Annotated in this window: 13 protein-coding genes; 7 read left to right on the plus strand and 6 right to left on the minus strand. The window is 71.9% G+C overall.

Features of this window, described 5'->3' with window-relative positions; translation table 11 throughout:
- Positions 1–140: 140 nt before the first annotated feature.
- Positions 141–1070 (plus strand): 1-phosphofructokinase family hexose kinase, encoded by a 930-nt coding sequence (locus AC3ETA_RS19380; RefSeq protein WP_432194152.1) that lies wholly within the window; start codon positions 141–143, stop codon positions 1068–1070.
- Here the strand turns inward: AC3ETA_RS19380 and AC3ETA_RS19385 are convergent, their stop codons facing one another.
- Together AC3ETA_RS19385 and cdgB are read right to left on the minus strand one after the other, a co-directional pair.
- Complete coding sequence (locus tag AC3ETA_RS19385; protein ID WP_432194153.1) at positions 1071–2006, minus strand: CBM35 domain-containing protein; 936 nt, start codon at positions 2004–2006, stop codon at positions 1071–1073. It abuts the gene before it with no gap.
- Positions 2007–2124: 118 nt separating this feature from the next.
- Complete coding sequence (cdgB, locus tag AC3ETA_RS19390; protein ID WP_432194154.1) at positions 2125–3780, minus strand: diguanylate cyclase CdgB; 1656 nt, start codon at positions 3778–3780, stop codon at positions 2125–2127.
- Positions 3781–4117: 337 nt separating this feature from the next.
- On the opposite strand from cdgB, the gene AC3ETA_RS19395 reads away from it, so the two are divergent.
- On the plus strand, positions 4118–4717 hold the full coding sequence (locus tag AC3ETA_RS19395) for a flavin reductase family protein (protein WP_432194155.1): 600 nt from the start codon (positions 4118–4120) through the stop codon (positions 4715–4717).
- Between the two features lie 68 nt (positions 4718–4785).
- Positions 4786–5259, plus strand: a complete 474-nt coding sequence (locus AC3ETA_RS19400) for a GNAT family N-acetyltransferase (RefSeq protein ID WP_432194156.1) — start codon at positions 4786–4788, stop codon at positions 5257–5259.
- A 49-nt stretch (positions 5260–5308) separates the two neighbouring features.
- Here AC3ETA_RS19400 and AC3ETA_RS19405 read toward each other — a convergent pair whose 3' ends face one another.
- Entirely contained in the window at positions 5309–6229 is a 921-nt protein-coding gene (locus AC3ETA_RS19405) for a sigma-70 family RNA polymerase sigma factor (protein ID WP_432194157.1), read from the minus strand.
- Positions 6230–6313: 84 nt separating this feature from the next.
- Positions 6314–6751 (minus strand): alternative ribosome rescue aminoacyl-tRNA hydrolase ArfB, encoded by a 438-nt coding sequence (arfB, locus tag AC3ETA_RS19410; protein ID WP_432194158.1) that lies wholly within the window; start codon positions 6749–6751, stop codon positions 6314–6316.
- 168 nt (positions 6752–6919) lie between these two features.
- Between arfB and AC3ETA_RS19415 the strand changes: the two genes are divergently transcribed.
- Positions 6920–7495, plus strand: coding sequence for a TerD family protein (locus tag AC3ETA_RS19415; protein ID WP_030955885.1), 576 nt, complete (start codon positions 6920–6922; stop codon positions 7493–7495).
- Positions 7496–7663: 168 nt separating this feature from the next.
- The gene (locus AC3ETA_RS19420) at positions 7664–8212 is read left to right on the plus strand and encodes a GNAT family N-acetyltransferase (protein WP_432194159.1); all 549 of its coding nucleotides are present in this window, start codon (positions 7664–7666) and stop codon (positions 8210–8212) included.
- 6 nt (positions 8213–8218) lie between these two features.
- Here AC3ETA_RS19420 and AC3ETA_RS19425 read toward each other — a convergent pair whose 3' ends face one another.
- Positions 8219–9685, minus strand: coding sequence for a M1 family metallopeptidase (locus AC3ETA_RS19425; protein ID WP_432194160.1), 1467 nt, complete (start codon positions 9683–9685; stop codon positions 8219–8221).
- Between the two features lie 41 nt (positions 9686–9726).
- Here AC3ETA_RS19425 and AC3ETA_RS19430 point away from each other — a divergent pair, with 41 nt between their 5' ends.
- Entirely contained in the window at positions 9727–10227 is a 501-nt protein-coding gene (locus tag AC3ETA_RS19430; RefSeq protein ID WP_432194161.1) for a hypothetical protein, read from the plus strand.
- Between the two features lie 23 nt (positions 10228–10250).
- Here AC3ETA_RS19430 and AC3ETA_RS19435 read toward each other — a convergent pair whose 3' ends face one another.
- Positions 10251–10898, minus strand: a complete 648-nt coding sequence (locus tag AC3ETA_RS19435; protein ID WP_432194223.1) for a pentapeptide repeat-containing protein — start codon at positions 10896–10898, stop codon at positions 10251–10253.
- Positions 10899–11087: 189 nt separating this feature from the next.
- Between AC3ETA_RS19435 and AC3ETA_RS19440 the strand changes: the two genes are divergently transcribed.
- Complete coding sequence (locus tag AC3ETA_RS19440; RefSeq protein ID WP_432194162.1) at positions 11088–12248, plus strand: FAD-dependent oxidoreductase; 1161 nt, start codon at positions 11088–11090, stop codon at positions 12246–12248.
- The last annotated feature ends 15 nt before the right edge of the window (positions 12249–12263 follow it).

Below are 12263 nucleotides of genomic sequence, written 5' to 3' on the forward strand. Positions count from 1 at the left end.
TCCGCCTGTTGGGGGCGGTGGTTGTCCTGCGAGACTGGGACGACTGCCGCCCGTTTGGCATGATCGGCATCTGCCGGAGCGAACAACCGGCGGACGGACGGCACACGCATGCCGAACTCTTCGGGGGAGGTCGAGTACAGGTGATTCTCACGGTCACGTTGAACACCGCTCTCGACATCACCTATCGCGTCCGGGCGCTGCGGCCCCACGCCTCCCACCGGGTCTCCGAGGTGACCGAGCACCCCGGCGGCAAGGGCCTGAACGTGGCCCGGGTGCTGGCGGCCCTCGGACACGAGGTGACGGTCACGGGCTTCACCGGCGGCGCGACGGGCCGGGTGGTCCAGGAGCGGCTCACCGGCGTCCCCGGCGTGGTGGACGCCCTGCTGCCGGTCTCCGGCGCGACCCGGCGCACCATCGCCGTGGTCGACGAGCGCACCGGCGACACGACCCAGCTCAACGAGCCGGGCCCGACGGTCACGCCCGCCGAGTGGTCCGCCTTCCAGGAGGCGTACGACGACCTGCTGGCGTCGGCCTCCGTGGTGGCCCTGTGCGGCAGCCTGCCGCCGGGTGTGCCGGTGGGTGCGTACGCCGGTCTGGTCCGGTCCGCGAAGGCGGCCGAGGTACCCGTCCTGCTGGACACCAGCGGCGAGGCACTGCGCCGGGGTGTCGCCGCCCGCCCGGACATCATCAAGTCCAACGCCGATGAGCTGGCCGAACTGACCGGCTCCCACGAGCCGTCGCGCGCCACGCAGGACGCCCGCAGGCGCGGCGCCCGAGCGGTCGTCGCGTCCCTCGGCGAGGCCGGCCTCCTGGCCGTCACCCCCGAGGGCCGCTGGCAGGCCGCCCCGCCCACCCGCCTGCACGGCAACCCTACGGGCGCGGGCGACGCGGCGGTGGCGGGCCTGCTGTCGGGGCTGGTGGAGAAACTCCCCTGGCCCGATCGGCTGACCCGGGCGACAGCCCTGTCGGCGGCGACCGTCGTGTCCCCGGCGGCGGGCGAGTTCGACCGCGCGACCTACGAGGAGTTCCTGAGCCGGGTGGCGGTGACCGCGGACGTCACCGCCGCGTGACTAGGACTTGACCCAGCCCTTGACCAGCCACATCTGGTCGATGAGGGCGTCGCACTGGTTGCCCTGCTCGCAGGACACCTTGATCGTGTTCGAGCCCTTGTTGAGCTGGACGTAGTTGTAGGTCTTCGTCCAGCCCTTCTCGTAGTCGCCCTCGGGGCCGTTGGCGTAGTTCTTGAAGTTGACCGGCGCGGTGGACGGCGTGCCGTTGACCGTCAGGGTGGCGTTCTGGTCCTTGCCCGGGACGCTGTAGCCGACGTAGACGGTGTACTTGCCGCTCTTCGGGATGTCGCTCACGGACCAGGAGACCGAGGAGCCGACCTGGTTGAAGCCGGTGACATAGACGCCGCCGTCCGCCTGGGCGCCCTTGATGTCGGACGCGGTGGCGGCACCGCCGGCGAGAGCCAGGGCCTTGGCGTCGATCGTCGGCAGGTCGTCCTCGGCGGCGGCGCTGTTGCTGTTCGACGGGCTCGGCGCGCTGCTCTGCTGGGACTGCGTCGGCGTCGGCTGTGCCGCGTCGTCCTTCTTGTCCTTGTCGTCGTCACCTCCCAGCATCGCCACGCTGATGCCGATGACGACCGCCGCGACGACCGCGATCGCGCCGATGAGGAGGCCCTTGGTGTTCGGGCCCCGGCCGCGCCCGCCGCCGTACGACGGCTGCTGCTGGACCGTGGTCGCCCCGCCGGGGTGTGTCTCCGGCGCGGCGTAGTGCGCGTTCGGCTGACCGTAGGCGCCCTGCTGCTGCGGTATCTGGGGGGCCGCCGCGGTCGGCTGCTGGCCGTACTGGCGCTGGCCGACGGCACGCACCCGGTTGACGGCGTTCGGGTAGCCGTAGCCACCGGACGGCGGCTGGGCTCCGTTGGCCTGGCCGTCGGCGTAGAGGTAGCCGAACGGGTCGTCGTCCTCGGGCGTGCTGGCGCCGTTGTTGCCGGACGTCATCCCTTGGTACTCCTCACCAGGTGCGGGCGTTGCGATGGGGCGGTCAGAAGGGCGAGCCTACCCGCTCCTGATGGCCCAAACGGGTGACTCGGACCGCATCAGCTCGCTGACCTGGGATTCATCCCGCGCGTCTGTGTTGTTTGGGACGAGATCGTTTCTCTACGTACATCCGCTCGTCAGCGGACTTCAACACTTCGTCCGCGGTCATCCCGCAGTGTGCCCACCCGATGCCGAAGCTGGCCCCGACCCGCACGGCACGGCCCTCGGCCCGGATCGGCTGGATGATCTCACCGCGCAGCCGGACGGCGAGGTCCTGGGCGTCGGCGCGGCCGAGCCCGTCGGCGAGGATCACGAACTCGTCGCCGCCGAGCCGGGCGACGGTGTCGCCGTCGCGGACCTGCCGGGTCAGCCGCCGGGCGACCTCGATGAGAACCGCGTCACCCGCGTTGTGCCCGAACCGGTCGTTGATCGACTTGAAGCCGTCGAGGTCGCAGAAGAGCACCGCGAGCCCCTTGGTGCCGTCGTCGCGCTCGGCCTCGTCCGGGGAGACGATGTGCACATGGTGGTCGTAGGCGTCCAGCGCCGCCACACCGGGGAAGTCGAAGCCGTGGCCGTTGGCGTCGAAGACGGCGGGGTGGCCGTAGGCGGCGTCCATGGACTCCAGGGCACCCGCGTGCGTGGGACGCCGGCACAGCCGCGCCGCCAGGCGCGCCCGCAGCTCGGCGGAGTTCGGCAGTCCGGTGAGCGAGTCGTGCGAGGCGCGGTGGGCGAGCTGGAGCTCGCGGCGCTTGCGCTCCTCGATGTCCTCGACGTGGGTCAGCAGGAAGCGGGGCCCGTCGGCGGCGTCCGCGACGACGCTGTTGCGCAGCGACACCCAGACGTACGAACCGTCCCGGCGCCCCAGCCTGAGCTCCGCGCGCCCGCCCTCGGCGGACGTCCGCAGCAGCGTGCCGATGTCCTCGGGGTGGACGAGGTCGGAGAAGGAGTAGCGGCGCATCGCGGAGGCGGGGCGGCCGAGGAGACGGCACAGCGCGTCGTTGGTGCGCAGGATGCGACCGTGCTGGTCGCCGCCCATCTCGGCGATGGCCATGCCGGAGGGGGCGTACTCGAAGGCCTGCCGGAAGCTCTCCTCGCTCGCGCGCAGGGCCTGCTGCTCGCGCTCCAGCCTGACCAGTGCCCGCTGCATATTCGCGCGTAGACGTGCGTTGCTGATCGCGATGGCTGCCTGGAAGGCGTACATCTGGAGCGCCTCGCGCCCCCACGCGCCCGGCAGCCGGCCGTTGCGCGGCCGGTCCACGGACAGGACGCCGATCAGTTCGCCGCACGCGCCGCCCTGCACACCGGGCGTGTACATCGGCGCGAACAGGCGGTCCGAGGGGTGCCACTCGTCCTCGAAACGGGGGGCGGGCCCGTCGGTGTACCACTGCGGGACGTCGTCGTCGTCGAGGATCCAGCCCTCGGTGTGCGGTATGAACACCAGGTCGCCCCAGTGCTGGCCCATGCTCAGCCGGCGCTCCCACGACTCGCGCGAGCCGACCCGGCCGGTGATGAGGGCCTCGGCGGCGGGGTTGCCGGCGAAGGCGGCGACGACGAGATCGCCGTCGGGGCGTACGAGGTTGACGCACGCGAGCTCGTAGCCGAGGCCGTTGACGACGCCGTCGGCCACGGTCTGGAGCGTGTCCGCCAGGCTGCGGGCCGTGTTCATGTCCGCCATGACCTGGTGCAGCTGCCGCAGGGTCGCAAGACGGACGTACGGCTCCGACTCGGTCTCCATGCTCGCCCTCCCCCCGAGACCTCGCAGCGAATCAAGGGTTCTGCTTCGGCGTAACGTCCCTTGCTAGTCCCCGCCACTGAATCACAGCGCGCTGCTCACTCGGTACACAGGGTCAACAATTAATGGCTCTTGTGACTCAAGTCACAGCTAAACGTGAACAATTGAGCGGTGTTTCTGCGTTTTTCCTGTGTGTTTACGGAACGCAAAGTTGGCATGCCCGTGGAGATGGCACGAAACGGCCGCGAACAGTTCCGCGCGACTCCGTCGGGAGTCCTAGGTCCGTTCTCGGGCGCAGGCCCGATGCGGGGCGTGCGGGACCGACATTAGCGTTTCCGGCGTGCCGAACACTTCTTCCCCCGCGCAGCCCGTGACCGCAGTCCTCCCCGCCTCCCGCAGCCCCTTTGGGCATGCTGAGGGAGTGAGCGACGACGAGTTCCTTGCCGCGATGTCGCGGCTGGCCGCGGGCGTGGTCCTGGTGACCGCGCTGGAGCCGCCGCTGGACCCCGACGATCCGCACGCGCCGCCCGGCGAGGACGTCGGCATGACCGCGACGGCGTTCGTGTCGGTGTCCCTGGATCCGCCATTGGTGCTGGTCAGCCTGCGTACGGGGGCCCGGATGGACGAGCTGCTCGACGAGCAGCCGCTGTGGGGGGTCTCGGTCCTCGCCGAGAGCCAGCGCCACATCGCCGGACGCTTCGCGATGAAGGGCCGGGTCAGCGACCGCCTGCTGTTCGCCGACATCCCCTACGTCCGCGGCAAGGAGACCGGCGCCCCTCTGGTGGGCGGCGCCCTCGCCACCCTGGAGTGCCGCACCGAGCAGCGGGTGACGGCCGGCGACCACACCCTGGTGATCGGACGCGTCCTGTCGGCCTCGCTGCCGAGTGCGGACGGACGCCCGCTGACCTATTTCCGGGGCCGTTACCGGCACTTGGGATGATCTCCGCCGCGGATACGGCGGTCGAATTCCCGTGGCCGACGACTGACCGCCCGGCATAGCGTGCCGGGATGACGCCGACGACTTCCGCACCCCGCCTCGAAAAGATCACACCTGGAAATTTCGAAGCCGCCACGGGCATACGGGTCCGGCCCGACCAGGAACACGCGGTCTCCCCCGTCGTGGAGTCCCTCGCCGAGGCATACGTCCATCCCGAGGGCGTCGCCTGGCCCCGTCTCATCGTCGCCGGCGACCGCCCGGTCGGCTTCCTGATGGCCTTCCTCGACATCGACTGGCGCGGCGACGGCAGCCTGCGCCGCTCCGGCCTGTGGCGGCTGAACATCGCCGCCGCGGAGCAGGGCCGGGGCTACGGCCGCTTCGCCGTCGAGTCCGTGGCCACGGAGCTGCGCCGACGGGGCGCCACCGAGCTCCACGTCACCTGGCACCCCGGCCCCGACGGCCCGGAGGGCTTCTACACGCAACTGGGCTTCCGGCCCACCGGGGAGACCTCGGGCGGCCAGACGGTCGGCGTGCTGGAGCTGTAGGCGGGGCGGGAGCCGGCCCCCTCGGGCGTCCCGCCCCGCCGGGCCGGCGCTAGACCGACTCGATGTCCAGCCGGGCCACCCGCGCCGGATCCGTCACGATGTCGATCACGGCGATCCGGTCCCGTACGAACGCAAACCGCAGGGCCCGGTCCACCCGCCCGCCGACCAGCACCACGGAGCCGGGCGCGCCGTCCACGAGCGCGTGCCGGGCGATGACGGCGGGCCGCGCGCCCAGAGCGGCCGACCCGAACGTCGAGGCGCCCCGCGCCACCGCCGCCGCGCCGGTCGTCACCCCGGCCTCGGAGCGGGCGACGACATCCGGGTCGAGGACGTCGAGCAGTCCCTCGAAGTCGCCCTCGCGCGCGGCGGCGAGGAAGGCGTCGACGAGCTCCCACTGCCGGCGCCGAAGGGCCCGGTCGTGCTCGGGCACCTCGGCGCCCCGCACCCGGCGCCGGGCCCGGCTGGCGAGCTGCCGCGCGGCGGCCGGCGTACGGTCCACGACGGCCGCGACCTCCTCGTAGGGCACCCCGAACAGGTCGTGCAGCACGAAGGCGAGCCGCTCGGCAGGTGTGAGGGTGTCCAGTACGACGAGCAGGGCGACGCCCACCGAGTCCGCGAGGAGCGCGTCCTGCTCGGGGTCGGCCGGCCGTGGCAGGGCCCCGGCGGAGCCCTCGGCCGGGCCTGCGGGTGGTGCCGCCGCGGTCTCCAGGGGCTCCTCCGCGCGGGACTTGCGGGAGCGGAGCATGTCGAGACAGACCCGGCCGACGACGGTCGTCAGCCAGCCGCCGAGGTTGTCGACCCGGCTGGTGTCGGACCGGCTCATCCGGAACCACGCCTCCTGCACCGCGTCCTCGGCCTCGGCCGTCGACCCGAGCATGCGGTGCGCCACGGCCCGCAGATGGCCGCGGTGCGCCTCGAAGCGCCGGGCGAGGAAGTCGGTGTCGTCGGTGCCAGTGCCATCGGCGCTCATCAGCGGCAGCCTCTCGTCGCGTTCCGTCCGTCGTCACTGCGTTGACGGATCACGCGGCCGGAATGTGACTCCCGGCCCCGGCGCCTACCCCCAGTCCCGCCCGGAGCGCCCTCGCTTGGTGTCGGAGCGCTGCTTCTTCTCCCTCAGCCGGCGCTCGTTGATGCCGCGGGGGATGCGGGTCGGCCGGCGCGGCTTGGGCGGCGGGGCGCTCGCCTCGGCGAGCAGCGCGGCGAGGCGTACGGCGGCGGTCTCGCGGTTGCGCCACTGGGAGCGGTGCTCGGAGGCGCGCACGGTCAGGACACCGTCTACGAGTTTTCCGGCCAGCCGCTCCAGCGCCCGCGCCTTCCACACCTGGGGCAGCGCCTCGGTCTTCGCGAGGTCGAAGCTCAGCTCCACCCTTGAGTCACTGGTGTTGACGTGCTGGCCACCCGGCCCGCTCGATCTGGAGAAACGCCACATGAGCTCGGCCTCGGGCAGCGAGACGGAGCCACGGATGACGTAGGGACCGGACATGCCGTCCATGGTCGCGCGTCCGTCCGGTCCACGTCACGCGAATATCCCGTGTCTCCCCTACGGGTGCTCTTTGGCAAAGAAAGTAAAGACACCTGGAACCTGAGGTACCCCTCTCCGCGTTCCTAGGGGTAGCTGTAGCTTCTAGCCGTACCGCAACGAGGGAAGGGACTCCCAACAATGGCTGTAAGCCTGTCCAAGGGTGGCAACGTCTCGCTCACCAAGGAGGCTCCGGGCCTGACCGCCGTCACCGTGGGCCTCGGCTGGGACGTCCGCACCACCACCGGCACGGACTTCGACCTCGACGCCTCGGCGATCGCGGTCAACCCCACGGGCAAGGTCTACTCGGACGCCCACTTCGTCTTCTTCAACAACAAGCAGACGCCGGACAGCACGATCGTCCACACCGGTGACAACCGCACCGGCGAGGGCGCCGGCGACGACGAGGCGATCAACGTCAACCTCGCCGGCCTCCCGGCCGACATCGACAAGATCGTCTTCCCGGTCTCGATCTACGACGCGGAGAACCGCTCGCAGAACTTCGGCCAGGTCCGCAACGCGTACATCCGCATCGTCAACCAGGCCGGCGGCGCCGAGATCGCCCGCTACGACCTCTCCGAGGACGCGGCCACCGAGACCGCGATGGTCTTCGGCGAGCTGTACCGCAACGGCGCCGAGTGGAAGTTCCGCGCGGTCGGCCAGGGCTACGCCTCGGGCCTGGTCGGCATCGCCCAGGACTTCGGCGTGAACGTCTGAGCACCCCGCACCACCCTGGAACCCCCGGCTCCGGCCGGGGGTTCCGGCGTTGTCCGACGAACCGAGGGGTTCCGGCGCCACACCGCGAGCCGGGAGATCCGGCCTTGCACGGCCTGCCGGGCCACCCGCCACGGTCCACCCCGCGCAGCTCTTCGATAAGTTGCCCGGATGATCCTCGACCCCCTCCCCCTCACCCCGGACCACGACATCCCGGCCCCGGTCCTCACCGAACTCACCGCCCTCTACGCCTCCAACCGCGAATTCCACGCGCTCAGCGGCGACTTCCCGGACCCCGACGACGTCCGTCCGGAGCAGGTGGCCACCGCGCTGGCCGACGAGTCGGCGGTGCCCGGGGCGGAGGTGCTGCTGGCCCGCAGCGAGGGCCGCCTGGTCGGCATCGCCATCACCCTGGCCCAGCACCCGGACCCGGTCGACCCTGACCCGTGGATCGGACTGCTGATGGTGGACGCGACGGAGCACGGCAAGGGATACGGCCGGCGGCTGGCCGCCCTCGTGGAGGACCGTTTCCGCGCGGCGGGCCGCACGGCCGTACGCCTGGCCGTCCTCGACAACAACCCCAGCGCCCTCGCCTTCTGGACGGCCCTCGGCTACGACACCATCGCGCACGGCCGCGACCGCGAACTCGACCGCCCCTGCACGGTCCTTCAGAAGCAGCTCACCGATCCATCGGGCAGCGGCGCCGAGGAGCCCGCGTAGCCGTCGTCACGGGTGCTCGGGCCGGCCGTCGCCGTACAGCCAGTCCTCCCAGACGGCCGTGAAGTCCTCGTCCGGGGCCTTCTTCTCCACGTAGGACGTGAAGTCGGCGGTGTCCGCGTTGCCATGGCGGCGGGTGGTGGCCCAGCCCTGGACGATGTCGTAGAAGGTGTCGTCGCCGACCTTCTGGCGGATCTTGTGCAGGACCATCGCGCCGCGTTCGTAGACGGGCGAATCGGAGACGTGGGCGGCGCCGGTGGGCTCGGCCGGCGGGAAGTCCCAGAGGTCCTCGTGCTCGTCCTCGCCGTGTTCGTAGAGGGCGTCGAAGGTCTCCTGGGCGGAGTCGCCGTCGTTGTCCTCCTCCCACAGCCACTCCGCGTAGGTCGCGAAGCCCTCGTTCAGCCACATGTCCCGCCAGCTCTTCGGGGTCACGGAGTTGCCGAACCACTGGTGGGCGAGCTCGTGGACGAGGAGTCCGGTGCCGGGGGCGCCCGGGAAGACGGGCCGGTTCTGGGTCTCCAGGGCGTACTCGGCGTCGCCCTCGCCCGCGACGATCGCTCCCGTGGAGGAGAAGGGGTAGGGGCCGAAGTTGTACTCCGCCCACTCCATGATCTCGGGGATCCGCGCCAGCACCTTGCGCGCGGGACCGGTCTGGTCGGGGGCGACGGCGGTGTGGACGGTCAGGTTCTCCTCGGTCGTGGTGACCGTGGAGCGGGCGAGGTCGTAGTCGCCGATGGCGAGGGTCGCGACATAGCCGGCCATGGGTTCGGCCGTGCGCCAGCGGAAGGTCGTACGGCCCCCGCGGGTGGTCCGCCCGGCGAGCTCGCCGTTCGACACGGCCTCCAGCCCCTTGGGCACGGTGACCGAGATGTCGTACGAGGCCTTGTCCGAGGGGTGGTGGTTGCCGGGGAACCACACCATGGACCCCGTCGGCTCCCCGAGGGCGAGCGCGCCGGTGTCGGTCGGCAGCCAGCCCTCCTGCGAACCGTCGGGGTCGGTGATGGTCTGCGGGGTTCCGGAGTAGCGGACGGTGACCCGGAAGGTCTCGCCCTGGTCGAGGTCGTCGTGCGGCCGGACGACCAGTTCCTGGCCGTTGCGGCTCCAGCGGGCGGCCCTGCCCTGCACCGACACCTTCTCGACGTCCATCCCCTTCAGGTCGAGGTCGAAGGCGGACAGGTCCTTCTCGGCGCGTGCGGTGATCTCGGCGGTGCCGCTGAGGTGGCGCTCGCCGGGATCGTAGGCGAGGTCGAGGCCGTAGTGGGTGACGTCGTAGCCGTCGTTGCCCGCCTTGGGGAAGTACGGGTCGCGCACGCCGGAACCGCCCGGGGTGCCGTGCACCCCGCCGCACGCCGTGAGGGCGAGGACGAGCAGGCCGCAGGCGAGGGCCCGGGAGATCCGTGCGGCCGGGACCGGCCGGCCGGGCGACGGGAGCCGTGCGGTCGGACGGGCCGGGACAACAGGCGCGGAACGGGACACGCCAGTGATCCTACGAGTGCGGGCGTGACACCATCACCTCCGTGCTCGACATCGGCTACGCCCTCTCCAACCGCTTCCCGGACCCCCCGCAGACGGACTACCGCCGCGCGGACGTCCACGCGCTGCGCCACGACCTGTTCTGCGGGGACGTGTACCTGGCCGACACCAAGGCGGACCGGGAGCTGTCCACGGCCTGGGGATGGGTGCCGGTGCTCGACTTCGCCTGGGCCCTGTGCGACATCGTCGAGCGGCTGGACCGGGACCCGGCGGGCTCCCGCGCCTCCCGCCCCCAGCACGCGGAACTCGACTTCACCGAGTCGACCGACCGCATGCTCTTCGAGCGCCGCTTCGGCTGGGTGGACATCGAGGCGGACTGGATGCCGGCCGAGGAGGCCCCGCTGTCCTTCGCCCACGCGGAACTGCGCCGCGAGGCCCGCGACTTCCTGCACGACCTGCTCGCCGACCTGATCGACCTGCACGAGGACCTGGGCGAGAACCCGGCGATCTGGACACTCCAGGCCCGCTATCCCCGGGTGACGTGACCTGGCACTCCGCCGGACGGCCGTCAGCCCTCCACCCGGACCCCCAGCTGGGCCGCCAGCACCGGTGCCAGATCCAGTAGTTGGCCGGAACTGATCACGGCCCCGGCGAGCCGGTCCACGCCTCGCGCGATCTCCAGCTCCGCGACCCCGCGCAGATCCACGTCCGCCAGCGTCGCCCCGGTGAGGTCCACTCCCTTCACCGCGCAGTCGACGAACTCCACCCGCTCCAGCCGGGCTCCGCCGAAGTCCGGCTCGACCAGGACGCAGCTCTCGAAGACGACGTCCCTGAGCCTGGCCTTGCGCATGTTCAGGTAGTCGATCTTGCCGCCGCGGATCACGACCCGCTCCAGCACGGAACCGTGCAACTGCACCCCGCCCAGCCGGGCGTCGAGAAGCTCCACGTCGCGCAGGGTCGCCTCGGCGAGGTCGGTGCCGACACCCCGGGGCCCGGAGAGGAGCGAGTCGAGGATCCGGGCGTGATGCAGCCGCGTCTCGTCCAGGACGCAGCCCTTCAGCGCACAGTCCATGAAACGGGCCCCGCCGCCGTCGTGCCCGGAGAGGTCCTTCTCGCGGAACTCCAGGCTGTCGTAGTCCCCGTCCGGCTCCAACTCCCCGTCCCGGAACGGCTCCAGCGGCGGCAGCCGCAGCTCTGGCCGTCTCACCGCCTTCACCGCGCCCCCGCCCGGCCCGCCACTCTCACCCGTCGCTCTCCTCGCCATGCCCCCCATGCTGCACCCCGCCACTGACAATCCCTCCGACCTGCGCGGACACCGGTGATGTCACATTCCGGTGGCCCCCTTCCGTCGTACTCACAGAAGAGGGCGATGAAGCCGAACCGAGCGCGAGGGAGACCCCCAGCCATGCACCGCATCACCGTCGTCGGCGGCGGCTTCGCCGGACTCACCGCGGCCATCACCGCCGCCGAGGCGGGCGCCAAGGTCACCGTGTACGAGGCCCATCACACCCTCGGCGGGCGGGCGCGGACCGCCGCGGGGCCGTACCGGACGAACGAGGGACCGCACGCGCTGTACAACGGCGGCCCGCACTGGGCCTGGCTCAGGCAGCGGGACCTCATCGGCCCGCTCGCGCCGATCCCGCCCCTGGAGGCCGCCCGGCTCAGGCTGCGGCACCGTGGAGTCCTGCGCCGCACCCCGCCGTTCGCCATGCTCAAGCTGCTGCGGCCCGCCCTGCCGCAGGCACCCGTCGACGTCGACTTCCTGACGTGGGCGGCCGGCATCGCCGGCGAGGAGGGCGCCCGTGCCGCCGCCCACTACTCCGCCGTCGCGCTGTTCCACCACGACCCCGGCGCCCTGTCCGCCGCGTTCGTGCAGGAGCGGCTGCGCCGGGCCACCAAGCTGCCGCCGGAGGCCCACTATCCGAAGGGCGGCTGGGCGAGCGTGATCGACCGGATGGCTTCGCGGGCGTGGAACCTCGGGGTGCGGATGGAGACCATGTCCAGGGTCGACGTCCTCGCGAACGACACGCCCGTCGTGGTCGCCACCTCCCTCGACTCCGCCCGCCGCCTCCTCGGGGACGACTCGCTGACCTGGACGAGCGGCCGTACGGCACTGATCGACCTCGCCGTGCGCACCCGGCGCGGGGACGCGTTCGTCGTCTCCGACCTCGACCGGGCCGGGTGGCTGGAGCGGTTCACCGCGCAGGACCGCTCGCTGGCGCCGGTCGGCGAGCAGCTGATCCAGGGGCAGATCCCGATCGCCCCGCACGAGTCGCGGGCCGACGGCATCGCCCGTGCCGAGCAGCTCCTCGACCTCGGCTTCCCCGGCTGGCGCGAGCGCGTCACCTGGCGCCGCGAGGCCCTGGCGAACGGCCGTACCGGCGCCGTCGACCTGCCCGGCACCAGCTGGCGGGACCGCCCGGCCGTCGACCGCGGCGACGGCGTCTACCTGGCGGGCGATCAGGTCGCGGCCCCCGGCGTGCTCTCCGAGGTGTCCTTCAACAGCGCGCTGACGGCCGTGTCCCTGGCCCTCGGCCGCCCCGCCCTTGACCTCAAGCGAGCTTGAGGTCGGAGCATCGTC

It is taken from the genome of Streptomyces sp. bgisy027 (assembly GCF_057710365.1).

What these genes read in the sequence shown, in the direction of transcription:
- AC3ETA_RS19385 (WP_432194153.1), bottom strand. Translation starts at nt 2,006, where the DNA reads ATGACGTCCGGCAACAACGGCGCCAGCACGCCCGAGGACGACGACCCG.
- cdgB (WP_432194154.1), bottom strand. Translation starts at nt 3,780, where the DNA reads ATGGAGACCGAGTCGGAGCCGTACGTCCGTCTTGCGACCCTGCGGCAG.
- AC3ETA_RS19400 (WP_432194156.1), top strand. Translation starts at nt 4,786, where the DNA reads ATGACGCCGACGACTTCCGCACCCCGCCTCGAAAAGATCACACCTGGA.
- AC3ETA_RS19405 (WP_432194157.1), bottom strand. Translation starts at nt 6,229, where the DNA reads ATGAGCGCCGATGGCACTGGCACCGACGACACCGACTTCCTCGCCCGG.
- arfB (WP_432194158.1), bottom strand. Translation starts at nt 6,751, where the DNA reads ATGGACGGCATGTCCGGTCCCTACGTCATCCGTGGCTCCGTCTCGCTG.
- AC3ETA_RS19415 (WP_030955885.1), top strand. Translation starts at nt 6,920, where the DNA reads ATGGCTGTAAGCCTGTCCAAGGGTGGCAACGTCTCGCTCACCAAGGAG.
- AC3ETA_RS19420 (WP_432194159.1), top strand. Translation starts at nt 7,664, where the DNA reads ATGATCCTCGACCCCCTCCCCCTCACCCCGGACCACGACATCCCGGCC.
- AC3ETA_RS19440 (WP_432194162.1), top strand. Translation starts at nt 11,088, where the DNA reads ATGCACCGCATCACCGTCGTCGGCGGCGGCTTCGCCGGACTCACCGCG.